General features: G+C 65.8%; 27 protein-coding genes and 2 tRNA genes. 14 read left to right on the top strand and 15 right to left on the bottom strand.

The window, feature by feature from the left end:
* Positions 1-14 precede the first annotated feature (14 nt).
* From ACSFBM_RS04965 to hemP, 9 genes are all read left to right on the top strand, one after another.
* Complete coding sequence (locus tag ACSFBM_RS04965) at positions 15-1,019, top strand: FAD:protein FMN transferase (RefSeq protein ID WP_435483381.1); 1,005 nt, start codon at positions 15-17, stop codon at positions 1,017-1,019.
* Positions 1,016-2,380, top strand: a complete 1,365-nt coding sequence (locus ACSFBM_RS04960) for a sulfite reductase subunit alpha (RefSeq protein ID WP_435483380.1) — start codon at positions 1,016-1,018, stop codon at positions 2,378-2,380. Before ACSFBM_RS04965 ends, ACSFBM_RS04960 begins: the two co-directional genes overlap by 4 nt.
* Positions 2,381-2,610: 230 nt before the next feature.
* A complete protein-coding gene (locus ACSFBM_RS04955; RefSeq protein WP_435483379.1) occupies positions 2,611-5,007 on the top strand; it encodes a catecholate siderophore receptor Fiu in 2,397 nt (798 codons plus the stop codon).
* Between the two features lie 89 nt (positions 5,008-5,096).
* Positions 5,097-5,777: a Fe2+-dependent dioxygenase gene (locus tag ACSFBM_RS04950; protein ID WP_435483378.1), complete on the top strand. Its 681-nt coding sequence runs from the start codon at positions 5,097-5,099 to the stop codon at positions 5,775-5,777.
* A 126-nt stretch (positions 5,778-5,903) separates the two neighbouring features.
* Complete coding sequence (locus ACSFBM_RS04945) at positions 5,904-6,176, top strand: (2Fe-2S)-binding protein (protein ID WP_124458680.1); 273 nt, start codon at positions 5,904-5,906, stop codon at positions 6,174-6,176.
* A 122-nt stretch (positions 6,177-6,298) separates the two neighbouring features.
* Complete coding sequence (locus ACSFBM_RS04940) at positions 6,299-6,988, top strand: energy transducer TonB (RefSeq protein WP_435483725.1); 690 nt, start codon at positions 6,299-6,301, stop codon at positions 6,986-6,988.
* Positions 6,989-7,010: 22 nt separating this feature from the next.
* A complete protein-coding gene (locus ACSFBM_RS04935; protein WP_435435618.1) occupies positions 7,011-7,727 on the top strand; it encodes a MotA/TolQ/ExbB proton channel family protein in 717 nt (238 codons plus the stop codon).
* Positions 7,728-7,732: 5 nt separating this feature from the next.
* A complete protein-coding gene (locus tag ACSFBM_RS04930; RefSeq protein WP_435435617.1) occupies positions 7,733-8,146 on the top strand; it encodes an ExbD/TolR family protein in 414 nt (137 codons plus the stop codon).
* 93 nt (positions 8,147-8,239) lie between these two features.
* Complete coding sequence (hemP, locus tag ACSFBM_RS04925; RefSeq protein WP_435483377.1) at positions 8,240-8,452, top strand: hemin uptake protein HemP; 213 nt, start codon at positions 8,240-8,242, stop codon at positions 8,450-8,452.
* A gap of 182 nt (positions 8,453-8,634) precedes the next feature.
* Here the strand turns inward: hemP and ACSFBM_RS04920 are convergent, their stop codons facing one another.
* Entirely contained in the window at positions 8,635-9,042 is a 408-nt protein-coding gene (locus tag ACSFBM_RS04920; RefSeq protein WP_007830736.1) for a GlcG/HbpS family heme-binding protein, read from the bottom strand.
* Between the two features lie 176 nt (positions 9,043-9,218).
* Between ACSFBM_RS04920 and ACSFBM_RS04915 the strand changes: the two genes are divergently transcribed.
* Complete coding sequence (locus ACSFBM_RS04915; protein WP_435435615.1) at positions 9,219-9,920, top strand: Bax inhibitor-1/YccA family protein; 702 nt, start codon at positions 9,219-9,221, stop codon at positions 9,918-9,920.
* Positions 9,921-9,966: 46 nt separating this feature from the next.
* Here the strand turns inward: ACSFBM_RS04915 and rlmD are convergent, their stop codons facing one another.
* Genes rlmD through surE form a run of 5 tightly spaced genes read right to left on the bottom strand, consistent with a single transcriptional unit; the run spans position 9,967 to position 14,917 of the window.
* Positions 9,967-11,415: a 23S rRNA (uracil(1939)-C(5))-methyltransferase RlmD gene (rlmD, locus tag ACSFBM_RS04910; protein ID WP_435483376.1), complete on the bottom strand. Its 1,449-nt coding sequence runs from the start codon at positions 11,413-11,415 to the stop codon at positions 9,967-9,969.
* Positions 11,416-11,445: 30 nt separating this feature from the next.
* On the bottom strand, positions 11,446-12,468 hold the full coding sequence (locus tag ACSFBM_RS04905) for a sigma-70 family RNA polymerase sigma factor (RefSeq protein WP_435483375.1): 1,023 nt from the start codon (positions 12,466-12,468) through the stop codon (positions 11,446-11,448).
* 4 nt (positions 12,469-12,472) lie between these two features.
* Positions 12,473-13,372 (bottom strand): peptidoglycan DD-metalloendopeptidase family protein, encoded by a 900-nt coding sequence (locus ACSFBM_RS04900; RefSeq protein WP_435483374.1) that lies wholly within the window; start codon positions 13,370-13,372, stop codon positions 12,473-12,475.
* A gap of 11 nt (positions 13,373-13,383) precedes the next feature.
* Positions 13,384-14,157: a protein-L-isoaspartate(D-aspartate) O-methyltransferase gene (locus ACSFBM_RS04895; protein WP_435435609.1), complete on the bottom strand. Its 774-nt coding sequence runs from the start codon at positions 14,155-14,157 to the stop codon at positions 13,384-13,386.
* Between the two features lies 1 nt (position 14,158).
* Positions 14,159-14,917 carry a 5'/3'-nucleotidase SurE gene (gene surE, locus ACSFBM_RS04890; RefSeq protein ID WP_435483373.1) on the bottom strand — a complete coding sequence of 253 codons (759 nt, stop codon included), beginning with the start codon at positions 14,915-14,917 and terminating at the stop codon, positions 14,159-14,161.
* Between the two features lie 127 nt (positions 14,918-15,044).
* Between surE and ACSFBM_RS04885 the strand changes: the two genes are divergently transcribed.
* Positions 15,045-16,031: an NADPH:quinone oxidoreductase family protein gene (locus tag ACSFBM_RS04885; protein WP_435483372.1), complete on the top strand. Its 987-nt coding sequence runs from the start codon at positions 15,045-15,047 to the stop codon at positions 16,029-16,031.
* A gap of 84 nt (positions 16,032-16,115) precedes the next feature.
* Here the strand turns inward: ACSFBM_RS04885 and ACSFBM_RS04880 are convergent, their stop codons facing one another.
* The 3 genes from ACSFBM_RS04880 to ACSFBM_RS04870 form a co-directional block, all read right to left on the bottom strand.
* Positions 16,116-16,460, bottom strand: a complete 345-nt coding sequence (locus tag ACSFBM_RS04880; protein ID WP_435483371.1) for an H-NS histone family protein — start codon at positions 16,458-16,460, stop codon at positions 16,116-16,118.
* 276 nt (positions 16,461-16,736) lie between these two features.
* Positions 16,737-16,812 (bottom strand) — tRNA-His (locus tag ACSFBM_RS04875).
* A gap of 76 nt (positions 16,813-16,888) precedes the next feature.
* The gene (locus tag ACSFBM_RS04870) at positions 16,889-17,536 is read right to left on the bottom strand and encodes a YbhB/YbcL family Raf kinase inhibitor-like protein (RefSeq protein WP_435483370.1); all 648 of its coding nucleotides are present in this window, start codon (positions 17,534-17,536) and stop codon (positions 16,889-16,891) included.
* Between the two features lie 214 nt (positions 17,537-17,750).
* Between ACSFBM_RS04870 and ACSFBM_RS04865 the strand changes: the two genes are divergently transcribed.
* Both ACSFBM_RS04865 and ACSFBM_RS04860 read left to right on the top strand, forming a co-directional pair.
* Complete coding sequence (locus ACSFBM_RS04865) at positions 17,751-17,999, top strand: GlsB/YeaQ/YmgE family stress response membrane protein (protein WP_435435604.1); 249 nt, start codon at positions 17,751-17,753, stop codon at positions 17,997-17,999.
* A gap of 125 nt (positions 18,000-18,124) precedes the next feature.
* Positions 18,125-18,457 (top strand): hypothetical protein, encoded by a 333-nt coding sequence (locus tag ACSFBM_RS04860; RefSeq protein ID WP_435483369.1) that lies wholly within the window; start codon positions 18,125-18,127, stop codon positions 18,455-18,457.
* A gap of 5 nt (positions 18,458-18,462) precedes the next feature.
* Here the strand turns inward: ACSFBM_RS04860 and ACSFBM_RS04855 are convergent, their stop codons facing one another.
* From ACSFBM_RS04855 to ACSFBM_RS04830, 6 genes are all read right to left on the bottom strand, one after another.
* The gene (locus tag ACSFBM_RS04855; RefSeq protein WP_435483368.1) at positions 18,463-19,137 is read right to left on the bottom strand and encodes a histidine phosphatase family protein; all 675 of its coding nucleotides are present in this window, start codon (positions 19,135-19,137) and stop codon (positions 18,463-18,465) included.
* Between the two features lie 119 nt (positions 19,138-19,256).
* Entirely contained in the window at positions 19,257-21,170 is a 1,914-nt protein-coding gene (locus ACSFBM_RS04850; protein ID WP_435483367.1) for a SurA N-terminal domain-containing protein, read from the bottom strand.
* 78 nt (positions 21,171-21,248) lie between these two features.
* Positions 21,249-21,324 (bottom strand) — tRNA-Val (locus ACSFBM_RS04845).
* 29 nt (positions 21,325-21,353) lie between these two features.
* Positions 21,354-21,626 (bottom strand): HU family DNA-binding protein, encoded by a 273-nt coding sequence (locus tag ACSFBM_RS04840; RefSeq protein WP_099796196.1) that lies wholly within the window; start codon positions 21,624-21,626, stop codon positions 21,354-21,356.
* A gap of 230 nt (positions 21,627-21,856) precedes the next feature.
* On the bottom strand, positions 21,857-22,954 hold the full coding sequence (locus tag ACSFBM_RS04835) for a tartrate dehydrogenase (RefSeq protein ID WP_435483366.1): 1,098 nt from the start codon (positions 22,952-22,954) through the stop codon (positions 21,857-21,859).
* Complete coding sequence (locus ACSFBM_RS04830; protein WP_435483365.1) at positions 22,951-23,868, bottom strand: alpha/beta fold hydrolase; 918 nt, start codon at positions 23,866-23,868, stop codon at positions 22,951-22,953. Before ACSFBM_RS04830 ends, ACSFBM_RS04835 begins: the two co-directional genes overlap by 4 nt.
* 71 nt (positions 23,869-23,939) lie before the next feature.
* Here ACSFBM_RS04830 and ACSFBM_RS04825 point away from each other — a divergent pair, with 71 nt between their 5' ends.
* The gene (locus ACSFBM_RS04825; protein ID WP_435483364.1) at positions 23,940-24,899 is read left to right on the top strand and encodes a LysR substrate-binding domain-containing protein; all 960 of its coding nucleotides are present in this window, start codon (positions 23,940-23,942) and stop codon (positions 24,897-24,899) included.
* Positions 24,900-24,907: the final 8 nt, after the last annotated feature.

Genomic DNA, 24,907 nt, shown 5'->3' with positions numbered 1-24,907 from the left:
GACAGCCGCGCACCTTGAGCCTTTCGTTCAGCACCTGGCGCGCGGGCGGCTATGCCAACGCGGCCGTTCCGCGCCCCGCCGATCCCGCCACCCTGCAGCAATTGGGCGGCCCGACCATGGGCACCACGTGGTCGCTGCGCTTCGACAACCCGCGCATGTTGCCGCTGGCGGACGTGCGCGGCAGCGTCGAAACAGCGTTGGCGCGCGTGGTGGCGCAGATGAGCCACTGGGAGCCGGACTCGGACATCGGCCGCTTCAACCGTGCGCCGGGCGGCTCGCGCCACGTGCTGCCGGCGGAGTTCGCCGAAGTGATGCGCTGCGCAGCCCGCTGGGCAGAAGCGAGCGACGGCGCCATCGACCCCACCGTCGGTCCGTTGGTCGCTTGCTGGGGCTTCGGCCCCGAGGCGCAAGATGGCGGCCTGCCCGATGCACAGGCGCTGGCCGCAGCCCGCACGCGCACCGGTTGGCCGCGACTGGCTTTCGATGCGGCAGACGGCTCGCTGCTGCAACCGGGCGGCTTCACGCTCGACCTGTCAGGCATCGCCAAGGGCTTCGCGGTCGACCATGGCGTCGAGGCGTTGCGCGCGCTCGGCCTTACCGACCTGCTCTTCGAGATCGGCGGGGAACTGCGGGGCGTCGGGCGCCGCCCCGGCGGCCAGGCATGGCAAGTGCTGGTCGACGGCGATGCAGCTTCGTCACAACGCATCGCCCTGGCCGACATGGCGATCGCCACTTCGGGCGACCGGTGGCACCAGCGTTCGCATGAGGGACGCCGCTGGTCGCACACCATCGATCCGCGCACGGGCGAGCCCGCCGCGCATGCGCTGGCCAGCGTGACGGTGCTGCACGCGGAGTGCATGCAGGCAGATGCACTGGCGACCGTGCTGACGGTGTTGGGCCCGCAGGCCGGATTCGACTTTGCGCAGCGCCACGAGATCGCCGCACTGTTCGTGAGCCGGGACGACGCATCGCCCCCGGCACGCGCCACGCGCGCGTGGCCCGCGCCCGCCGAGGCATGAACGACACCGCGTGGCGCGCACTGGGCGCGAGCTCGACCCTGGTGGCCTACGCGGCGCTTTGCGCGTCGGTCTATGCGCGTGCGCGCAGGCAGCGAGCCGCCGCCGTGCGCGACGCCGCCGAACTCTCGGCAGGCGGCGACGAACCTCCGGCGCTGGTGCTGTTTGCCAGCCAGACCGGCCAGGCCGAAGCCATCGCCTGGCAGACCGCCCGGCAACTGAGCGCCGCCGGCACGCCCGCGCGCGTCATGGAACTGAACGCGCTCGACGCCGCCACGCTGGCGCGCGCGAGGCGCGCGCTGTTCATCGCCAGCACCTACGGCGAAGGCGACGCGCCGGACGGCGCCAGCGTGTTCGCCGAGCAGTTGATGGGGGCGTCACCCGCGCTGCCCTCGCTTCGCTATGCCGTGCTGGCACTGGGCGACCGCCAGTACGCCCACTTCTGCGGCTTCGGCCGAGCGCTCGACGAGTGGCTGCAGGCAACGGGGGCGGTGCGCGAGTTCGATCGCATCGAAGTCGACAACAGCGACCCGGCTGCGTTGGCGGCCTGGCAGGCCCGATGGGGCGGCACGCCGGGGGAAGGCACGCAGGAAGCGGCGGCCACCGCATTCACGCAGTGGCGCCTCGTTGCGCGCGAACAGCTCAATCCCGGCAGCACGGGCGCACCGGCCTTTCACCTGGGGCTGGTGCCACAGGTCGGAGCCATGCCGCACTGGGCCTCCGGCGACCTGGTGCAGGTCAGCGTGGCCAGCGACCCCACGCGTCCGCGCGACTACTCGATCGCGTCGCTGCACGCCGACGGCGAGTTGCAGTTGCTCGTTCGGCAGGAGCAGCATCCGGACGGCACCCTGGGTGCGGCCTCGGGCCTGCTCACGTCCACGCTCGCCATGGGCGACACCGTCGCCCTGCGCCTGCGGCCGCATCGCGGGTTCCGCCTGGGCGGCAACGAGACGCGGCCGCTGATCCTCATCGGCAACGGCACCGGGCTGGCCGGCCTGCGAGCGCATCTGCGCGCACGTGCCGCTGCGGCCAGGCACGACAACTGGCTTGTATTCGGCGAACGCCAGGCGGCCCATGACTTCCTGTACCGCGAAGAAATCGAAGCCTGGCAGGCCGACGGCGTGCTGCAACGGCTGGACATGGTGTTCTCGCGCGACCAGCCGGAGCGTCTGTACGTGCAGCACCGGCTGCTGCAGTCCGCCGACGCCTTGCTGCAGTGGCTGCGCGATGGCGCGGCCATCTACGTCTGCGGCAGTCTGCAGGGCATGGCTTCCGGCGTGGATGCGGCCCTGCGGCAGGTTGCAGGGGAAGCTTTCGTGAGAGACCTGACGGCCAGCGGCCGCTATCGGCGCGACGTCTACTGAGCCGGGAAGCATCAGGTCAGTTGCGCGTCAGCAACAAACAGGGCTTAACTTTTGGATTAATACAACGTTGCCGTGCACTTTGGTATTGAGAAACAATATCATTCGCACCGATTTACAAAAGCTTTGTAGATCGACTCACCCAGCCAGTCCGCCCGCTTCTCCCGCGAGAACGCCGCCGTCGAGACATCGCCAGTCGAGTCCTAGCCGCCGCCCTTTCCGGAGAAAACTTCATGGCCTACATCAAGAGCCGCAAACACGCCGTTGCGCGCGCAGTTCCACACCTTTCCGGCGCTGCTGCCGCCACGCTGATGGCCCTTGCGGCTCCAGGCGCCTTCGCCCAGTCGTCCAACGCGTTGCCGGAGGTCCGGGTGCAGGACTCCGCCGTCACCAACGACTACAAGACCGACACGTCGGCCAACCCCAAGTTCACGGCCCCGCTGGTGAACACGCCGCAAACCATCCAAGTCATCAAGGACCAGATCATTCGCGACCAGGGCGCGACCACGCTGACCGAAGCGCTGCGCAACACCCCCGGCGTGGGCACGTTCTTCCTCGGGGAAAACGGCAACACGAACACGGGCGACGCCGTCTACATGCGCGGCTTCGACAGCTCCAGCGCGATTTTTGTCGACGGCATCCGCGACCTGGGCTCGGTGTCGCGCGACGTGTTCAACATCGAACAGATCGAGGTCGTGAAGGGCCCGTCGGGCACCGACGTGGGCCGCACCTCTCCCACCGGCTACATCAACCTCGTGACCAAGAAGCCCAAGCTCGAGGACAGCTTTCTGGGTTCGCTGAGCTACGGCAGCGCGGACTTCAAGCGCGGCAGCGTCGACTGGAACAAGTCGCTCAGCGGCGCCAACGGCATCGGGGCGGCATTCCGCTTGAACGCCGTGGCCGAAGACGGCGGCGTGGCCGGCCGCGACATGGTGAAGAACAAGCGCACGGCCATCGCACCGTCGCTGGCGCTCGGCCTGAACAGCCCGACGCGCATCTTCCTGGACTACCTGCACGTCAAGCAGAACAACGTGCCCGACGGCGGCGTGCCCACCATCGGCCTGCCGGGCTACTCGACGCCGGACGCAACGGCGATCAACAGAGGTTTGGCTCGCCGCACCTACCTGAACTCCGCGGCACGCGTGGACTCGAGCAACTTCTACGGCACGAGCTCGGACTTCGACAACGTGACCGCGGACATGTTCACCGCGCGCATCGAGCACGACCTGACTCCCGACGTCACGCTGCGCAACACCACGCGCTACGGCAAGACCTCGCAGGACTACATGCTCACGGCCTTCATGGGCGGCGGCCTGACGTCCACGAACGGCGTCGGCACCTTGCCGGCGGCCACCGCGGGCTTCCTGAACACGGTCATTCCGACGCTCCCGGCAAGCTGGACCGTCACGCGCAACCTGCCGACCAACAAGGACCAGGAAAACACGATCTTCACCAACCAGACGAGCGTGTCGGCCAAGTTCAACACGGGCAGCATCAGCCACTCGTTCAATGGTGGCGTCGAATTCATCCGCGAGACGCAGCGCGCCAACAACTTCTATGGCCAGGGCTTCGCGAGCGTGGGCACCACGCTGGCCGCGGCCGGTTCCTGGCCGGCCGCCAACCTGTACAACCCGAATCCGTACGTGAGCGGCTACAACCGCATCCCCAACGGCACCGGCTCGGACGGCAGCACCGACACCATCGGCCTGTACGCCTTCGACACCCTGAAGTTCAATGAGCAGTGGCAACTGACCGCCGGCCTGCGCTACGACCACTACTCGACCACCTACAACGCCACCGCGCTGACGCTGGCACGCACCGGCAACGGCCCGCAGACCACGACGATCACGCCGACCAACCTGAAACTGTCGGACAACCTGCTGTCCGGCAAGATCGGCCTGGTCTACAAGCCGACCGAGAACAGCAGCGTCTACGCCGCCTACGGCACCGCCGCGCAGCCCCCGGGCGGTGCGAACTTCGCGCTCGCAGCGGGCGGCACCGGCAACAGCGCCGCGCGCACCGACTTCCTGCCGCAGAAGGCCAAGACCTACGAACTCGGCACCAAGTGGGACGTGCTGAACAAGCGCGTGGCCCTGACCGCCGCGCTGTACCGCACCGACGTCAGCAATGAAGTCGTGCAGGACAGCGTGACCACCAACTACTACCAGACCGGCAAGAAGCGCGTGCAGGGCGTCGAGCTCGGCGCGTCGGGTGCGCTGACCGAAAACTGGGGCGTGAGCACCGGGTTCACGACCATGAACACCCGCGTGCTGAGCGGCCCCTCGGTGCTGGCCGACGGCTCGACCGCCCTCGCCTACACGCCGAAGAAAGCCTTCACGCTCTGGACCACCTACCAGCTTCCGTTCGGCCTGACCCTCGGCGGCGGTGCCCGATACAACGGCAAGCTGCAGCGCGGCAGCGACGGCGCGGTCGGCACGCCGGCGTACGTCGACTCGTACTGGGTGTTCGATGCAATGGCCTCCTACCGCATCAACAAGAACGTCGACATCCAGTTCAACGTCTACAACCTGTTCGACAAGGACTACGTGGCAGCCATCAACAAGAGCGGCTACCGCTACACGCCGGGCACGCCCCGCTCGTACAAGGTCACCGCGAACTTCGCGTTCTGAGCGTCGCGCGCACCGTTCCCGCCCGGGGCGGTGCCACACTCGAGCCCCGGCCCGCGCCGGGGCTTTTCTGTTTTCGGAGTCCCTGAAAAATGATGCTGCATGTGCCCGATGTGCTCAGTCCCGCCCAGGTGCGCGAGATGCGCGCCGCGCTCGACGCGACGAACTGGATCGATGGCCGGGAGACGGTCGGCGACCAGGGCGCGCAGGTCAAGCGCAACCGGCAGTTGCCCGAGCAATCGCACGTCGGCCGCGAACTCGGCGCCACCGTGCTCGCCGCGCTGGCGCGCAACGCGCTTTTCTTTTCGGCGGCATTGCCGCTGCGCTTCGTGCCGCCTTTGTTCAACCGCTACGAAGGCGGCGAGCACTACGGATTGCATGTCGACGGCGCGGTGCGCACGCTGCCCGGCAGCGGCCAGCAATTGCGCACCGACCTGTCGTGCACCCTCTTCCTGAGCGACCCCGACGACTATGAAGGCGGCGAGCTGGAGGTGATCGACACCTACGGCTCCCACGAAGTGAAGCTGCCGGCCGGCGACCTGGTCCTGTATCCGGCAAGCAGCCTGCACCGCGTGCACCCCGTGACACGCGGCGCGCGGGTGTGCTCGTTTTTCTGGCTGCAGAGCATGGTGCGCAACGACCAGCAGCGCAGCATGCTTTTCGAGCTCGACCAGAACATCCAGAAACTGCGCGCCCGCCTGGGGGAATGCGACGAAACGGTGGCGCTGACCGGCCACTATCACAATCTGCTGCGGCTCTGGTCGGAGGTCTGAGCGCGCGGCCGGCCGGCCGTGAACGCCATTGCAGGATCCAGTAACAGCATAGTTATTGCAAATGCGATGGATTCTTATTTATAATCGGTCACTTCCAACAGCCAGCCAACTGCCGCTTTCACCGCCATGATCGTTTGCGTCTGCCGCCGAGTCTCCGACCGCGAAATCGCACGTCACGTGCGCGCGGGCATGACATTCGACGAAGTCCAGTTCGAACTCGGCGTGGCCACCCAGTGTGGTCAGTGTGAAGGTTGTGCGCGCGACATCGTCGCGCAATGCAGCGCCTCTCACCCGGTTGCCGCCTTGAACTGCGAAACGGGCCCGAGGGCGATCCAGCTTGCCAACTCCATCAAGGAAAGCAAGGCATGGAACTCGTCTCGGCACTCGGCGGCAGCCTGATCCTGGTCGCCGGCTCGGTCTGGTGGATTTTTCACAAGTGATGAAGGCGATGCACGCCGCGTCCTCGTAGCGGTTTTGCTGCAATCGGGGCACCTTTCACGGTGCCCGCACTCGAATGGTTGATCGTGTCTGACCGCTTTGCCCCTCCCCCCTCCTTCCTCGGCCTGTCCCGCAATGTGGTCATTGCGGGCGGCGTCATCCTTTTTCACGGGGCCGCGCTCTGGGCGCTGCAAAGCGGATTGCTGCGCCGCGCCGCCGAAGTGGTGATTCCGGTCGAGATACTGAGCCAGTTCGTCGAGCCGCCGAAACCGAAGGCCGATCCGCCGCCTCCGCCCCCACCGCCGCCCCAACCCAAGGTTGCCAAGGCGCCACCTCCGCCGCGGCCGCAAGCCATCCGGGAGCCGAAACCGACACCGGCGCCGCAAGCACCCGTGGGCGTCACGGAACCTCCGCCGCCTGCCGCCCCGCCGGCACCGCCCGCGCCGCCAGCCCCACCCGCGCCGCCGCCTTCGCCTCCAGCCCCCCCTGCGGTGTCGCTGCCGTCGAGCAACGCCGACTACCTTCAGAACCCGAAGCCGGTGTACCCCGCCATGAGCCGGCGGCTCGGCGAGCAGGGCAAGGTCATCGTGCGGGTGCTCGTGGGCGTCGACGGCATGCCCAGGGGCGCGGAAGTCAAGAAATCCAGCGGCTTCGATCGGCTCGACGAAGCCGCCGTGGAATACATCATGAAATGCCGGTTCGTGCCCGGCAAAGTCAACGGTGTGGTGCAGGCCATGTCCTATGACGCCCCGGTCAACTACGTACTGAACTAATTTTTCTCTGGAGCAACTTCGTATGGATTCCCAATTTGGCTTGATGAACGTCTGGAACCAGGGCGACTTCGTGACCAAGGCCGTGGCGGTGCTGTTGATCGGCATGTCCCTCGCGTCGTGGATCGTGATCATCGTCAAGGCGCTCGACGTCATTCGCTACAAGCGCCTCGCCAAGCACTCGCAAGACTTCTGGCACAGCGAAGACTTCGCCACCGCGCTGAACAAGCTCGGCACCGACGACAGCAACCCGTTTCGCGCGCTGGCACTCGAAGGCCGCGAAGCCGCAGCGCACCACCGCAACACGAAGGTCCACCTGCACGACACGCTGGACGTGAGCGACTGGATCACGCGCTCCCTGCGCAACGGCATCGACGCATTCACCGCGCGCCTGCAGACCGGCCTCGCCATCCTGGCGTCGGTGGGCTCCACCGCCCCCTTCATCGGCCTGTTCGGCACGGTCTGGGGCATCTACCACGCGCTCATGAGCATCGGTTCGGCCGGCCAGGCGACCATCGACAAGGTGGCCGGCCCGATCGGTGAAGCACTGATCATGACCGCGCTTGGCCTGGCCGTGGCCATTCCGGCGGTGCTGGGCTACAACGCGCTGGTGCGCGGCAACAAGTTCGTGCTGACCAAGCTGAATGCCTTCGCGCACGACCTGCACGCCTACTTCGTGACCGGTGCCCGCGTGCAAAGCGGCGGCAACGAAGCGATCGTGGTTCCGCTCAAGAAGGGCTGAGCATCATGGCTTTCGGAACACAAGACGAACCCGATGAGGTGATGAACGAGATCAACATGACGCCGCTGGTCGACGTCATGCTGGTGCTGCTCATCATCTTCATCATCACCGTGCCGGTGATGAAACACGCCGTCAACATCGACCTGCCGCGCGCCACTAGCGAGCCCGAACAGCCGAAGCCGCAGAACATCCTGTTCAGCATCACGGCAGACGGCAGCTACTACTGGAACGAAGACAAGATCGACGACAGCGCGCTGCCCGCCCGCCTGGCCGCCGAGGCCGCCAAGGACCCGCAGCCCGAGTTGCACATCCGCGGCGACAAGGCCGTGCGCTACGAGCGCGTGGCCAAGGCCATGTCCGAAGCCCGCGAAGCCGGTGTGCGCAAGATCGGCTTCATCACGGAGCCCGACGCGAAGTGACCTGATTCGCGATTGAAAAAAATCAATCGCGGTGATTGACTTTTTATTGCGAATCATTATCATTCAGTCATCGCTTCGACAAGGGAACTCCAGATGCCAGCCACTCCGAATGCCTTTTCTGTTCTGAACCATCCTTCGCTCGACCAATCGGGTGGCGGCCATGCGTCCATCCAGGCAACGCGTCCGGCGCCGCTGGTCGAAAGCGCGGAGCTCCTGAAGGGAAGCAAGACCGTTGGCATCATGCACAACGGTTCCCTGTACCGGCTGCAAGCCACCAAACTTGGCAAGCTGATCCTGACCAAATAGGTCGTTCAGTTCGCCCCTCCCGAGCAAGTTTCATCGTGGGGCGACTCAAGGAGATTCATCTCCGAAGGGTCGTTTTTTGCTAGCCAACGGTTCGCCGACTAGCCAAGCTTTTTTTCACGCTGAAGCACCCAAAAGAAAACGCCGACCTCGAGGTCGGCGTTTTGCTTTGGGCGACAGGAGGATCAGAGGCCGAGTGCGGCAATGCCTGCCTTGGCGATCTGCGCATCCTCGTTCGACTTCACGCCGCTCACGCCCACGGCGCCGATCACATGGCCGTCCTTCACGATCGGCACGCCGCCTTCGAGCAGGCCCTGCACTTCGGGCGCCGTCAGGAACGCGGTGCGCCCGCCGTTGATGATGTCTTCGTAGACCTTGCTTTCGCGACGGCCCATGGCGGCGGTGTGCGCCTTGGCGGGCGCGATGTGCGAGGACAGCGCAGCGGCGCCGTCCAGGCGCTGCAGCCACAGCAGGTTGCCGGCGTCGTCCGAGATGGCGATGGTCACGGCCCAGTTGTTCTTCAGGGCCTCGGCTTCGGCCGCGGCGGCAACGGCCTTGACGTCGGCGAGTTCGAGGAATGATTTGGTCTTCATGGTGTGCTCGGGTTGCGTAAAAACCCGACAGCATAACGGCCACGCCGCCAGCAGTGCCTTCGCGGCGGTGCCAAGCTCGGAAACAAGCTGCACGCGGTCTTTACCGGCACCCGCTCTTGCAGCCCCCTAGAATGCGCCCCAACTGCGTCTTCGCAGCAACCACAGGAGCTCCGGCCATGAACGACCGCGTTACCACCCTAGACACATCCACTGGCTACGGCCAGCCGCTGGCGCAGGCGGAACGCCAGCGCGTGCTGCGCAACACCTACTGGCTGCTCGCGCTGAGCCTGCTGCCCACCGTGCTCGGCGCATGGGTCGGTGTGAGCACAGGCCTCACGCGCTCGCTCACCGGCGGACTCGGCCTCATCGTCTTCCTCGGCGGCGCATTCGGCTTCATGTTCGCCATCGAAAAGACCAAGAACTCCGCCGCCGGCGTGCCGGTGCTGCTGGGCTTCACCTTCTTCATGGGCCTGATGCTGTCGCGCCTGATCGCGATGGTCCTGGGCTTCAAGAACGGCTCAGAACTCATCATGACGGCCTTCGGCGGCACCGCCGGCGTGTTCTTCGTGATGGCCTCGCTGGCCACGGTCATCAAGCGCGATCTGTCGGGCATGGGCAAGTTCCTGTTCGTCGGCGCGATGGTGTTGATGTTCGGCGCCATCATCAACGTCTTCGTCGGTTCGAGCACCGGCATGCTGGTGATCTCGGTGGCCGCCATCGGCATCTTCTCGGCCTACATGCTCTATGACCTGAAGCAGATCATGGACGGCGGCGAGACCAACTACATCACCGCCACGCTCGCGCTGTACCTCGACCTGTTCAACGTGTTCCAGAGCCTGCTGGCCCTGCTGGGCATCTTCGGCGGCGAACGCGACTGAGCGGATCCGTGCCCACCCGTAAAAAGAGCCCCGAGGGGCTCTTTTTTCATTCCAGCTCGAAGACCGCGATCGATTCGACGTGCGCCGTGTGCGGGAACATGTTCACCACACCCGAGAACGTGCAGCGGTAGCCCGCCTGGTGCACCAGCAGGCCGGCGTCGCGTGCCAGCGTCGACGGGTTGCAGCTCACGTACACGATGCGCTTGGGCGGCGTCCAGCCGTCGGTGCGCAGCTCGGGCTGCAGGTGCAGGTCGGCCAGAGCCTTGGCGAGGGCGAAGGCGCCTTCGCGCGGCGGGTCGACCAGCCACTTGTCGGCACTGCCGTCGGCCACCAGCATCGCCGGTGTCATCTCGAAAAGGTTGCGCGCTACGAAAGTTGCAGGTGACAACGCACGGCGGGCGGGCGTTGCGGGCTGATTTCGCAAGAAGTTGTCGGTGGCGCGCGCCACCAGCGTGTCGCTCCCCTCGATGCCCAGCACCTCGCGCGCCTGGCTCGCCAGCGGCAATGTGAAATTGCCCAGGCCGCAGAACCAGTCGATCACGCGCTCGTCGGGCTGCACGTCGAGCAGGCGCAGCGCCTTGCCGACCAGCGCCCGGTTGATGTGCGGATTGACCTGTGTGAAATCAGTGGGCTTGAACGGCATCGTGACGCCGAACTCAGGCAGTCGATACGCCAGCGGCGCGCCGCCCTCTTCCAGCAACTTCACGGTGTCCGGACCCTTGGGCTGCAGCCACCACTGAACTCCCTCGTTGCGGGCCGCAAAGGCCTTCAGCCGGTCGACGTCGGCGTCCGACAGCGGTTCGAGGTGCCGCAGCACCAGCGCGATGGTGCCGAGCTTCGTGGAGTCGGGTGCGTCGCCGCAGGCCAGCTCGATCTGCGGGCAGGTCTGGCGCGCGTCCATCGAGCCGATCAAGGCGCGCAACGGCATCAGCATCTCGCTGATCTGCTTGGGCAGAACCGGACACACCTGCATGTCGGCCAGGTAGCGGCTCTTGCGCTCGTGGAAGCCGATGAGCACCGTGCCCTTCTTGACCACGTGGCGCACCGAGAGTCGCGCACGGTAGCGGTAGTGCCATGCCGGCCCCTCGAGCGGTCGCAGCACGTTCTCGGGATTCACCTTGCCCAGATGCCACAGGTTGTCTTCCAGCGCGCGCTGCTTCACGGCCACCTGGGCGGCCGCGTCGAGGTGCTGCATCTTGCAGCCGCCGCAGGCACCCGTGTGCAGGCCGAAATGCGGGCAGCCGGGACGCACCCGCTGCGACGATTCGCGGCGGATGGCCGTGACCGTGCCTTGCTCCCAGTTGTTCTTGCGGCGGTGCACATTGAACTGCACTTCCTCGAAGGGCAATGCGCCTTCGATGAACACGACCATGCCGTCGGCCTTATGGGCAACGCCCTGAGCGTCGAGGTCGAGCGACTCGACCTGCAACCACTCTTCACCAGGATTCGCGGGGACTTTCGCGGGCGTTTTGTTTTCTTCGATGGGTTCCGTCATCCCCCGATTGTCTCAGCGTGGACAGCCTCGCTAGAACAACGCGTCCCGCCCGACGCCCGAGCGCGTGAGCTGGCGGCGCATCTTGGCCAGTGCCTCGTTCTGGATCTGCCTGACCCGCTCGCGTGTGAGGCCCAGGCGCACGCTCAGCACCTCCAGCGTTTCGGGCTCGCGGTCGTGCAGGCCGTAGCGGCCTTCCAGCACCTCGCGCTCGCGCGCATCGAGGGCATGCACCCATTGGTCGAGCAGGCGCTCCACCTCGTGTGCGTGCGTCACGCCGGTCGGGTTGCCCTGCTCGTCCTCGGAGGCCACGGTGTCGGCCAGCGTGAAGCCATCGTCGCTGCGCGCATCACCTGCGTCCAGCGAGCGCGGCGCTTCGGACAGGGCCAGCAGATCGGCCACGGACTGCACGTCGCGTCCCAGCAGCGCAGCAATGTCTTCCACGCGCACGCCGTCGGGCCGATTCGCAAGGAATTCGGCGTCGCCCTCCAGGGTGCGGCGCGCGCGCAGTACCTGGTGCAGCTCTCGCACCACATGCACCGGCAGCCGGATCGCCCGGGCCTGCGTCATGACCGCACGTTCGACGGACTGGCGGATCCACCAGGTCGCGTACGTTGAAAAACGAAAGCCGCGTTCGGGCTCGAACTTGCCAATGGCATGCATCAACCCGAGATTGCCCTCTTCGATGAGGTCCGACAGCGGCACGCCACGTCCCAGGTAGCTCTTGGCGATATTCACCACGAGCCGCAGGTTGTGCTCGATCATCGATTGCCGGGCGGCGAAATCGCCGGCTCGCGCGGCGCATGCGGCCTCGTACTCCTGCGCGGGTGTGAAGAGCTCTGTGCGCCGGACCTGGCGCAGGTAGATGGTCAGCGCATCCGCGCCTTCGCCGCCTATCGACTCGCTCGAGGCATCGCGAGGCGGTGCAATGTCAGTGCCCAACGGATCGGCCGCCGTGTCGGCGGCAGATGCGTTCTCGTCGGACGGGTCCCGGCGACTGCCCTTGCCCGCCAACCCGCGCACAGGCAGTGTGCGACGGGAGCGGGGGGCAGCCATGGCATCACCGGCCGGGGAGGTAACGCGAAGGATCGACGGGCTTGCCTTGGCGGCGAATCTCGAAATGCAGCTTCACACGGTCGGCGTCGCTGTTGCCCATCTCGGCGATCTTCTGGCCCTTCTGAACCGACTGGTCTTCCTTCACGAGCAGCGTCTGGTTGTGCGCATACGCCGTGAGGTAGGTGTTGTTGTGCTTCAGGATGATCAGGTTGCCGTAGCCACGCAGGCCGGCCCCCGCATAGACCACACGGCCGTCGGCGGCGGCCAGCACCGGGTCGCCCGCCTTGCCGCTGATGTCGTAGCCCTTGTTCTTGGCTTCGTCGAAGCCCGCGATCAGCGAGCCGCTCGCGGGCCAGATCCAGCCAAGGTCTTCATCCCCCGAATTGCCTGTGCCTGGCGCCGACGGCGACGCCGTGACCGGTGGCTTGACCGGGCTGCTGGCCGGTGCCACAGGCGCCAGGACTGCAGGCGGCGTGACCGGCTTGGTCGTGGCGCTTTCGGAAGAAGGCGCACTGACCGGCGGCGCCACGGCTACGGCCGTTCCACCCGGCGGGATCACGCGCAGCACCTGGCCGACTTCGATGAGATCGGGGTTGTCGATGTTGTTCCAGCGAACGATGTCCTGCCAGCGTTGACCCGTGTCCGCGCCGATGCGGCGGATGGTGTCGCCGGGGCGGACCGCGTAGTAGCCGGGCTTGCCGTAATTCTCGATGCCTGCCAGCGGCTTGCCGTTGGCATCCGTGGTAATGGGCGGACCGCCGGGCACTGTGGCGCTGGGGGCGCGCGTCATGGTGCCGCGGTCTTCGACCGGTGCCGGCCCACGCGGTGTGGAACAGCCCGCGATCACGAGCACAAAGGCCAACGTGACGCCAGCGAACCAACTCCGATTGCCAAAACCCTGCATGTGTTATTCCTTCAAGCGATGCCTGATTTTAGGGGGACAAAGTGAACCGCCTCAAGAATGAGACGCTCCAGTCCCCGGGGGGTCTTGTCGATGACGACGAGGGCTTGGCCACCGCTGGCGGAATGTGTCGGAGCCACGATGCGGCCCCCCACCGCGAGCTGATCGATCCAGGCTTGCGGCACGGCTTCGCCGCCCGCGGCAGCGATGATGCCGGCGTAGGGCGCGCCCTTCGCGTAGCCGATCATTCCGTCTCCCAGCATCAGGTGCACCGTGGCCAGGCGGAAGGGCCGAAGATTCAGGCGGGCGCGCTCGTGCAGGCCGCGCAGCCGCTCGATGCTGTAGACCTCGGAGGCCACGTGGTTCAGCACAGCGGCCTGGTAGCCGCAGCCGGTGCCAATTTCGAGCACGCGCCCCAGTTTGTCTTGCGGTTTTCCGGCCAACGCGGGCGCGCCGAGCAGGAGCTCGATCATGCGGGCCACCACGCTGGGCTTGGAGATGGTCTGCCCGAGCCCGATCGGCAGGCTCGTGTCTTCATACGCCTGGTTGACCAGCGCGCTGTCGACAAAACCGTGCCGGCTCACCGCGCCCATCGCACGCAACACGCGCGGATCGGAAATGCCCTGTGCAGCGAGCTTCTGCACCATGCGCGCGCGCACCGCATCCGAGGCCATCGAAGGCGTGGACGGCACCATCGGCTTGGCCGGCACGGCAGGCATGCGCCCGCGCGTGGCGGCCGAGGCGGTGGGTGTCAGGCGAACGGGAAAACTGGGCCGCTGTGTGGCCATGTCAATTGCCGAACCGGGCCACGGTCTCGCGCCATTGGCCGAGGTTGGCGTGGTCGGTCAGATCGATCTGCAACGGCGTCAACGCAACATGGCCAGCCGCGGTGGCGTGGAAGTCGGTGCCCTCGCCGCTGTCCTTGGCGCCACCTGCGCCGGCGATCCAGTACATGGTCTCGCCGCGCGGGCTGTCCTGCGTGATCACCTTCTCGGCGGCGTGACGGCGACCGAGCCGGCAGACCTTGACGGGCTTCAATTCATCGAAGGGCTTGTTCGGCACGTTCACGTTGAGCAGGAATGCGTTGCCGCCCAGCATGCGCTCGCGCTCGATCTGCTGCACCAGACGCCGCGCCACCTGAGCAGCCGCATCCACGTGGGCCCAGCCCTTTTCGATCTGCGAGAACGCAATGGCCGGAATGCCGAACAGGTAGGCCTCCATGGCCGCGCCGACGGTACCCGAATAGATGGTGTCGTCGCCCATGTTGGCGCCGTTGTTGATGCCGGAAACCACCAGGTCGGGCCGGTAGCCGAGCAGGCCCTTGAGCGCGATATGCACGCAGTCGGCCGGCGTGCCGGTCACGTAGCGAAAACCGTTGTGGGCTTCGCGCACGTAGAGAGGTGCGGCCAGGGTCAGCGCGTTCGACTTGGCGCTGTTGTTGTGCTCGGGGGCAATCACCTCGACATCGGCGATGTCCTTGAGTGCGTCGTGCAATGCGACGATGCCCGGCGCCTGGAAGCCGTCGTCGTTGGAAATGAGTATCTTCATGGTGTCCTGGATCGCTCGGATTGTAGGCGTCGGGTGCGTCGCAGCAGGGACAAGCCCGCCTCGGCGCGCCGCCTATCATCGCCCGCATTCATTGCCCCCACCCGACTCACACGAAGGAGACTCGAGCATGCACGCATGGCTTTGCGAAAACCCCACCGGCGTCGACGCGCTGACCTGGAAGGAACTGCCGACACCGACGCCGGGCCCGGGCCAGGTGCTGATCGAAATCAAGGCGGCGAGCCTGAATTTCCCCGATCTGCTGATCGTGCAGAACAAGTACCAGATGAAGCCGCCCCTGCCCTTCGTGCCCGGCTCTGAATATGCCGGCGTCATCCAGGCAGTCGGCGAAGGCGTGACGCACCTCAAGGTCGGCCAGAACGTGGCCTGCCTGTCGGGCACTGGCGGCTTCGCCACGCATACGCTGGCCCCCGCCGCACTGTGCATGCCGCTGCCCGAGGGATTCGGCCACGTCGATGCGGCCGCGTTCATCATGATCTACGCGACTTCGTGGCATGCATTGATGGACCGCGCACAACTCAAGGCCGGTGAAACCGTGCTCGTGCTCGGCGCGGCCGGCGGCGTGGGCACCGCAGCCATCCAGATTGCCAAGGCCGCCGGCGCCAAGGTCATTGCGGCAGCCTCCACCGACGAGAAATGCGAACTTTGCCGCTCCATTGGCGCTGACACGACGATCAACTACACCACGCACGCGCTGCCCAATGGGTTTCGCGATGCCGTCAAAGCCGCGACCGACGGCAAAGGACCGGATGTCATTTACGACCCGGTCGGTGGTGACTTTGCGGAGCCGGCGTTTCGCTCGATTGGTTGGCGCGGGCGCTATTTGGTCGTCGGTTTTGCGTCCGGCCCCATTCCGTCGCTGCCATTGAATCTGACGCTGCTGAAAGGCGCGTCCCTCGTCGGCGTGTTCTGGGGCGATTTCGCCCGGCGTGAGCCCAAGGCCAATGCGCAGATGATGGCTGAATTGGCCCAGTGGTACGGCCAGGGAAAGATCAAGCCAGTGATCGACAGCACGATGCCGATGGCCGAATTGAAGGCTGCGTACACCCACATGGGTTCACGCGGCGTCAAGGGAAAACTCGTGATGGTGAACTGAGTACGCCCAAGCCGGCATCCAATAAAAAAGCCCGCATGAGCGGGCTTTTTTATTGGGCACTTGCCCAGGGAGGCCGACAGGCACTTACTTGATTTCGTAATCGGTCAGCGATTTGCCGGCGGCCAATGCCTCGGTCACCCAACGCGGCTTGCGGCCACGTCCACCCGACCAGGTTTCGCCCGTCGGGCCGCGGTACTTGGCCGCAGCTTTGGTCGGTGCAGCGCCTGCTGCGCGTTTGACGGCACCCACGCGCCCGCCCAATTTCAAGTCGGAAGCCGTCAATCCGTATTCGGCAATCTTCTTGCGAAGCTCTTCGATCACACCAGCGCGTTCTTGGTTGCGCATGTCTTCGGCTTGCTTGCGCAATTGCGCAATCTGCTCGTCATGCTTCTTGATCTGGGAATTGATATCGGCGAGTGTCGAAGCCATTTGTTGGACTCCAGAAATTGAAAACGAGCGGATTCTAATTCAGTTTACTTTTGGCACAAGCGTAGAGTCGAACAAAAAAAAGGAATCCGCATTGCATCAATGCAACAACTCGCAACACGAGTGCACCACTTTGGGCGCTTATATGCAGGTAAAGAAGGGAGAGACTGAAGGAGCACGCAACCCAAAAAGCGCGGTCCGGAAATGACAACGCCGGGACTAGCCCGGCGGTGCGATTCCTCGAATGCTATTGAGCAATAGCCTGAAGGAAATATCTTTTGGGGTGGCTGATGGGACTCGAACCCACGACGACCAGAATCACAATCTGGGACTCTACCAGCTGAGCTACAGCCACCATAGAGCCTCAGATTATAGCGTTAAAAATCCGGATTTCGACATCTCTCGTCAAAAGACGCGGTTTGAACGCCACATCAACCAGCAGCCGCAGCCAAGGGGCCGCCGGAGGTCGCTGCATCCTGGATCTTGATCGAACCGTCGGGCCGCTCATGCGTGCCGATCAGCAGCCCGCTGGCAATGGCATGTTTGCGAAGCGCTTCGACGACCTCGTCCCGCCCCGGCGAATCGGAGAAATCCGGCGCTTGCCCCAATGCGAACAACTGGAATGCATAGCGATGCACACCGTGACCAGGCGGCGGATCGGGTGGCAGCCAGGCGGCCTGCAATGCCGAGTTCCGGCCGATGTTCAAACCCGTACCTTCATTGCCTGGACTCGGAATCGACGCCTCGACCAGCAAGCCATCCGCCGGCGGGAGATCGACCACGATCGCATGCACCAGCGGATTGGGTGTCGGGGAATCGGCGTCCTCGACGATCAACAGAAGCGACGCGGTTCCTGCAGGCAACCCGGTCCAGCGCAACGGCGGCGAAACGCCTTCGCCATCGGGGGCATCGGCGGTACACCGAGTCGGGAGCGGCCCGTGGTCGACGAAGGCAGCGCTCGTGATTTCGATCGACGCCATGCCTTCGCGCATGCCGAGCGTGTTGAAGACGATCTCGTCCAGACCGGCACGCACGCCGTGCAGCGCGTGACCAATGACATCAGGCAGTTTTTCAAGCATGTTCAGGGTTTAACCCCGCACCGCAAATGCGCCTGTAGGACGCCGCGCAGCCTCATGGTCACGCAGTCTCGGAGCCACGCAGACATGCACAACATCCGACCCGCTTTTTCATCCGCATTGGCGGACATGTGCGCCAAAATCGCTCCGCTATCATCAAAAACCGATGAGGCATGGCCTGCCGCTACTTCCAATTCACCACCAAAGGAATTTCTTCATGAGCATCGTCTGGACCATCCTGATCGGGTTCGTCGTGGGTCTTGTGGCGCGCGCCGTCAAGCCGGGCGACGACTCCGCGGGCTTCATCGTCACCACCCTCATCGGCATCGCGGGTTCCTTGATCGTCACGTACGTCGGGCAATCCATGGGCTGGTACACCGCGGGCCAGGGCGCGGGCTTCATTGCATCCGTGCTGGGCGCGATCGTGCTGCTGGTGCTTTACGGCCTCATCAAGCGCAAGAGCTGATGGCCTCGCGGCCGCCCCGCGTCAAGCGGGGGACCGCTAGGGATGACGTGCCGCCCCGCGTCAAGCGGGCAACCGCTACGGATGAAGTGCCGCGCCGCATCAAACGGGCGGCCGCCACAGACGCCTTGCCTCGCAAAGCGCGCGCCAGGCATCACGTGTATGTGGTCGAGCTCGACGACCGCGTCTGGAACAATGGCCGCTTCCGTCGCGCCAACCCGGACTACCAGCTCGGCAAGCCCTTCGTCTATGTCGGCATGACCGGCCTGGACCCTGACATCCGTTTCGACAAGCACAAGGCCGGCATTCAAGCCAACAGCTTCGTGCAGGCCTTCGGCTTGCACCTGCTCCCCGCACTGTACGAACGCTACAACCCGTTGACCTACGAGGACGCACGCCTGATGGAGGTCGACCTCGGCATTGCGTTGCGCAAGGCGGGCTACGGCGTGTGGCAGGCCTGAGGCCGTCAGGCGTAGGTGACCCAGTCCTCGTACGCCGGGCCGTCCAGATGCGGCAAGGTGTTGTAGGTGACGAGCATGTGCCGCTTGGGAGTGAAAGCGAACTCCGTCACCGACGAATTGCGGATGCGCAGGTTGAGCTCGATCGTCGTCTCCGCAGTGGTGCCGAGCACGTGCCCGACCGCTGTGCTGATGGGCCCGCCGCTCGACACCACCAGCACCTTTGCACCGTGATGCTTGTCGCGCACATGGTCGAGGGCTGTCGTGACGCCCGCCAGGAAATCGACATAGCTGGGCATGCCGACCGGCGCCGTGCGGCCGTTCATCCATGCACCCAGGCCCTCTCGCAACAGGCGGAAGTGATGACGGTACATCTCGGGCGAATCGGGCTTTTCGAGCTTGCCCTCGTGGATGCCGGCGATGACCGCCTCGCTGTCGTACTCGTTGAGTCCGGGCCATGGCAGCACATCGTCGCGCGCCAGGCCCATGCCCTTGGCAATGCCCTCCCATGTCTGCCGATGGCGCTTCAAGGTGCCGGTGATGACGGCATCGAAGGTCATGCCGCGCTCGCGCCAGTATTCGCCGAGGCGCACCGCCTGCCGGTGCCCGAGCTCGCTCAGGTTGTCATAGTCCGCAGCGCCGAAACTGGCCTGCCCGTGGCGCACGAGATAGAGGGTTCCCATGCGGGCGATTCTGGCAAGAAGCGCTGGCCTGGCTTGTCCCTCGGGCGACCGGTTCGGGCGCACCAAATGAAAAAAGCCCGAGCCGATGGCCCGGGCTTTTTCGCAAAGGAAGCGCTGGATCAGCGGCCTGCGGCAACAGGCAGCGTGTCCGCCGGCTTCGGCACCAGGATTTCTGCCTTGAAGCGATCCTTCAGCATGCTGTAGTACGCGGCGTCCTCCGCGGCGGCCACCGACTGGCCGACCTGCGCCTGCTCCTGCTTCGCGAGGTCCGGCGCCGGGGGCGTGCGCGGCACGACCTTGGTCACGCGAACCACGGCATAGCCTTGCGCGCCGAGATCCACACCCACGAGCGCGGGCAGCTTGGCGGCGTCGGCACGCAGCGCAGCGTCGATGACCGGCAGCGGCTGCGATTGCGCTTCGCGGCGCGACACCGTCATCGGCGCGCCGAAGGTCGCACCGTCGGCCTTTGCCGTCCACGCCGCGAGCTTCGCCTCGCCCTCGGTCTTGGCAAGCACCGCGGCGCGCTCGGTCACGAGTTGCGCGCGGATCTTGTCCTTCACGTCGGCCAGCGGCACCGGATGCGCCGGCGTGTACTGCGTCACGCGGCCCGATGCGAGCTGGCTGGAGCCGACCTCGATCGCCTCGGTGTTCTGCTTGCGCTGCAGCGAGTCGGGCGCGAACAGCGCGTTCAGGAAGTTGCGGCTGGCCAGCGGGCCGGTGGCGCCGGGTGCGGGCGTGCGCGGCACATTGGTGGCCGTCTGGATCGTGAGCTTGAGCTTCTCGGCCGCCGGCTTGAGGCTGTCGGGCGTCTGGTAAACGGCATCGGTGAAAACCTCCGCGGCCTTCGCGAATTCCTGCGTGGCCTGCTGCGCGCGCACCTCGTTCTCGATGGTGGCTCGCACCTTCTCGAAAGGCGGCACCACGGCGGGCTTGATGTCGGTCAGCTGGATGATGTGGTAGCCGAATTCGGTTTCGACGATGCCGCTGATCTCACCCTTCTTGAGCGAGAACATCGCGTCCTCGAAAGGCTTGACCATCGCACCGCGCGTGACGAAGTCGAGGTCGCCGCCCTTCTCGGCGGAACCCGGGTCCTGCGAGTTCTTGCGCGCCACGTCGGCAAAGCTGGCGGGCGTCTTCTTCACTTCGGCCAGCAATTGCTCGGCCTTGGCCTTGGCCTTTTCGCGGTCGGCGGCGGGCATGCTGGACGGCGCGGTGATCAGGATGTGGCTCGCACGGCGCTCTTCCTTGGTGCCGAAGCGCGCGGTGTTCTGGTCGTAGTAGGCCTTGAGATCGGCGTCGCTCACGACGAGGTTCTTCTTGGCGGCCTCCAGGTCGAGCACGAGGTACTCGATGCTGGCCTGCTCGGGCGCCTGGAACTGGGCCGCATGGTCCTTGTAGTAGGCCTCGACGTCGGCGTCGCTCACCGTCACCTTCGACGCGAAGCTCTCGGGGCTGAAGCGGGCCACCTGGATCTCACGGCTGTCGTAGAACGCGTTGATGGTGGTGGCGGCCAGCGCGGGCGTGGTGAAGGCAGTGCCCGAAACGCCCAGCAGCACCTGCTGCGTGGCCATCTCCGATCGCACACCCGCTTCGTACTGCTCGGGGGTGCGGCCGGTCACGCGCTGGAAGGCTTCGCGGTCGAACTTGCCGTCGGGCGTACGGAACGCCGCCAGGCCCGGGTCCTGCGCGAAGATGCGCGACAGGCGATCTTCGGACACCGACATGTTCGCCTTGGCGGCCGCAGCGGCCAGCACCCGGTCGCGCACCATGCGCTCCAGCGTGGCGTAGCGCAGGGCGTCGGAGTCGAGCACCGTCGGGTCGACGTTGGGCGACTGCTGGCGAATGCGGTCGGTCTCCACGCGGTGCTGCTGGTCCCACTCGGGCTTGGTGATCGGCTGGCCGTCGACGCGGGCCACCTTCTCTTCGCTGCCGCCCTGGTAGCGCTCGACACCGAAGAGCACGAACGAGGGAATGATCAGCAAGAACAAGAAAATCATGACGATCTTGTTGTACTTGCGGAAGAAATCAAACATGCTTGAACACTCTTTTTCGACGGATGTCGGACGGCAATAAAAAAGGCGAACTTGCGGTTCGCCTTTGCATCGGGTGGGTGGTGGGTGCTGAGGGGCTCGAACCCCCGACCTACGCCGTGTAAAGGCGCCGCTCTACCAACTGAGCTAAGCACCCCACCGGGAATACTCTCCGAGTCTAACGTCTTAGTTCAGCGCGTCTTTCAGCGCCTTGCCCGGACGGAACTTCGGAATCTTGGCGGCCTTGATTTTAATCGCCTCGCCGGTACGGGGGTTTCGGCCGGTGCGGGCCGCGCGCTTGCCTACTGCGAAAGTGCCGAAACCGACGAGCGAAACCGAGCCGCCCTTCTTGAGCGTGGTACGAATAGCGCCGATGGTGGATTCGAGCGCACGCGTTGCTGCTGCTTTGGAAATATCGGCGTTCTTTGCGATGTGCTCAATCAGTTCGGTCTTGTTCACAAGGGCCCCTTGTAGAAAAAAAGTTGGTCGGCTTCCGTCAGCTGCGACCTGGCCGCGACGTGTGCGACTCGAGAGCCTGGCAGGCCTGACGCCTCGGCAGCGCACTGCCATCGAGGATTACAACCACTGGTCTGCAGGGTGTCAATAAGACACGAGGCCATGCAGATCAGCGGAGCGCGCGATTCTAGGGGCGTTTCGTGAAGCGCTTTTTCGCAGCGGCTCCATGCGGTTCAGAGTGCCTGGGCAATCGCCTTGCCGAGGTCGCTGGTGCTGGCCGTCCCACCGATGTCCGGGGTGCGCGGTGCTCCGCTTTGGGGCGCGAGCACCCGCTCGATGGTCGAAAGAATGGCATCGTGCGCCTGTTTGTGGCCCAGGAACTCCAGCATCATCGCGCCGCACCAGATCTGCCCGATCGGGTTCGCGATGCCTTTGCCCGCGATGTCGGGCGCCGAGCCGTGCACCGGTTCGAACAGCGATGGCGTGGTGCGCTCCGGGTTCAGGTTGGCGCTGGGCGCGATGCCGATGGTGCCGGTGCACGCCGGGCCCAGGTCGGACAGGATGTCGCCGAACAGATTGCTCGCCACCACCACGTCGAAGAAGTCGGGCCGCTGCACGAAGTGCGCGGTGAGGATGTCGATGTGGAACTTGTCCAGCGTGACGCCCGGATAGTTCTTGGCCATCTCCACCACCCGCTCGTCCCAGTAGGGCATGGTGATCGAGATGCCGTTCGACTTGGTGGCGCTCGTGAGGTGCTTCTTCGGCCGCGACTGCGCCAGCTCGAAGGCGAACTTCAACACCCGGTCGACGCCCACGCGCGACATCACGGTTTCCTGCACCACGATCTCGCGCGGCGTGCCCTGGTACATGCGCCCGCCGATGCTCGAGTACTCGCCCTCGGTGTTCTCGCGCACGATGTACATGTCGATCTCGCCGGGCTCGCGCGGCGTGCCGTCGCGGCGCACCACGGGCGCGATGATGCCGGGCATCAGGCGCGCGGGACGCAGGTTGACGTACTGGTCGAACTCGCGGCGGAACATCAGCAGCGAGCCCCACAGCGACACGTGGTCCGCGATCTTCTCGGGCCAGCCGACCGCGCCGAAGAAGATGGCGTCGTGCCCGCCGATCTGGTCCTTCCAGTTGTCGGGCAGCATCTGGCCGTGCTTCTCGTAGTAGTCCCAGCTCGAGAAGTCGAAGTGGTCGAACTTCAGGTCGATGCCGAACTTGCTGGCCGCCGCTTCGAGCACGCGCAGGCCCTCCGGCGTGGTTTCCTTGCCGATGCCGTCGCCGGCGATGACTGCAATTCTCTGAGTGCTCTTCTGGGTGCTCATGGTGTGGCTCCTGCGTGTGCTTGTGAGGGAGATGAAAAGAAGGCCAGCGCCTCGGCGAGCAGTTCGTCCGGCGCTTCTTCGGGAACGTAGTGGCCGCACGGCAAGGCACGGCCCGACACATGGGCCGCGCGCTCGCGCCACAGCGCCAGCACGTCGAAGGCCTTTCCCACCGCGCCATGTTCGCCCCACAGCACGCGCAGCGGCTGCGCCAGTTGCCGGCCGGCGGCGATGTCGGCGCGGTCGTGCACGAGGTCGATGGTGGCGGAGGCGCGGTAGTCCTCGCAGATGGATTCGGCGGTGCCCGCGATGCTCGCGCAGCGCTCGTATTCGGCCAGCACCTCGGGCGCGAACGGCGCGAGCCCCGCATGCCGGCCGCCCATCACGCTGCGCACGTAGCGCACCGGGTCGGACGCGATCAACGCTTCGGGCAGCGGCGGCGGCTGGATCAAAAAGAACCAGTGCCAGTAGGCCTTGGCGAAGGCCTCTGATGTTTGTTCGTACATCGCGAGCGTCGGGGCGATGTCGAGCAGCAGCATGCGCTCCACAACGTCGGCGTGGTCTGCCGCCAGCCGGTGCGCCACGCGCGCGCCGCGGTCGTGCGCCAGCACGCCGAAGCGCTCGAAGCCGTGGTGCCGCATGGCAGCGAGCGCATCGAGCGCCATCTCCCGCTTGCTGTACGCCGCGTGTTCGGCATCGGCCGCCGGGCGGCCCGAGTCGCCGTAGCCGCGCAGGTCGACAGCGACCACGGTGAAGCGCTCGGCCAGCGCCGGCGCCACGCGGTGCCAGATCGCATGCGTCTGCGGGTGACCGTGCAACAACAGCAGGGGCGCGCCGCGGCCGCCGATGCGGCCATGGATGCGCACACCGCTGCGCTCGATGTCAAAGGTGGGAAAGGAAAGAAAGGAGGCTGTCACGACGACGATTGTGCGTTGCACCTCGGCGATCATCAAGCAACAATCGGCCAATTCATACTTTCCATTCCGGCATGAATCCTCCTTCGATGGACCGCGGTGACCTGGCCCTGGTGGTCGCCATTCGCGACCAAGGCAGCCTCGCGGGCGCGGCCGCAACGCTCGACGTGGTGCCTTCCGTCGTCACCAAGCGGCTTGGCGCGCTGGAGGCACGGCTGGGCCAGCGGCTGTTCGATCGCACCACGCGCCGGCTCAGCGTCACGGCCGAGGGCGAGGCGGTCTGCCTGCATGCGCGAACGCTGCTCGACGGCTTTGCCGCGCTCGAAAGCGAGCTCGGCGAGCGCCAGAACGAATTGAGCGGCACCGTGCGCCTGGCCGCCACCTTCGGCTTCGGCCGGCGCTGGCTCGGGCCGGCGCTGGCCGCCTTCCAGGCGCGCCACCCTGCCCTGCAGATCGACCTGGTGCTCACGGAGCAGTTGCCCGATCTCGGCGTCGAGAGCTACGACGGGGCCGTGTGGCTCTGGGCCGTGCAGCAGCGCCATGCGGCCGATTGGGTCTCGCGGCGCATTGCGCGCAACCAGCGCGTGCTGGCCGCCTCGCCCGGCTACCTGGAGCGCCGCGGCACGCCGGCCAGCGTCGAGGCGCTGGCTTCGCACGACTGCCTGGTCGCGCAGGAGAACGGCGACGCCGGCCCGCGCCGGCACGCGCTCTGGACCCTGCGCCATGCGCGCGACGGCAGCACGGCGCGGGTGCGCGTGCAGGGCCCGCTGGCCAGCAACTCGGGCGAGATGGTGCGCGACTGGTGCCTGGCCGGGCACGGGGTCATGCTGCGCAGCCTGTGGGACATCGCGCCGCAGCTCGCGACCGGCCAACTGGTGCGCGTGCTGCCGTACTACGCCATGCCGGAAGCGGACATCCATTGGGTTGCTCCTTGGCGCCCGAAGACACCGCGCCGCGTGCGACTGCTGGTCGACCACCTCGTGGAACAGTTTCGCGGCGAGCCCTGGAAACCGGGCAAGGCCGGCGCGCGCTGATCAGACGC

Origin of the sequence: Variovorax pasteuri (assembly GCF_051216435.1) — a bacterium.
GTDB lineage: Bacteria > Pseudomonadota > Gammaproteobacteria > Burkholderiales > Burkholderiaceae_C > Variovorax.
Note: the sequence above shows the minus strand (reverse complement) of the source record. Positions and strands in the feature narration are given on the sequence as shown.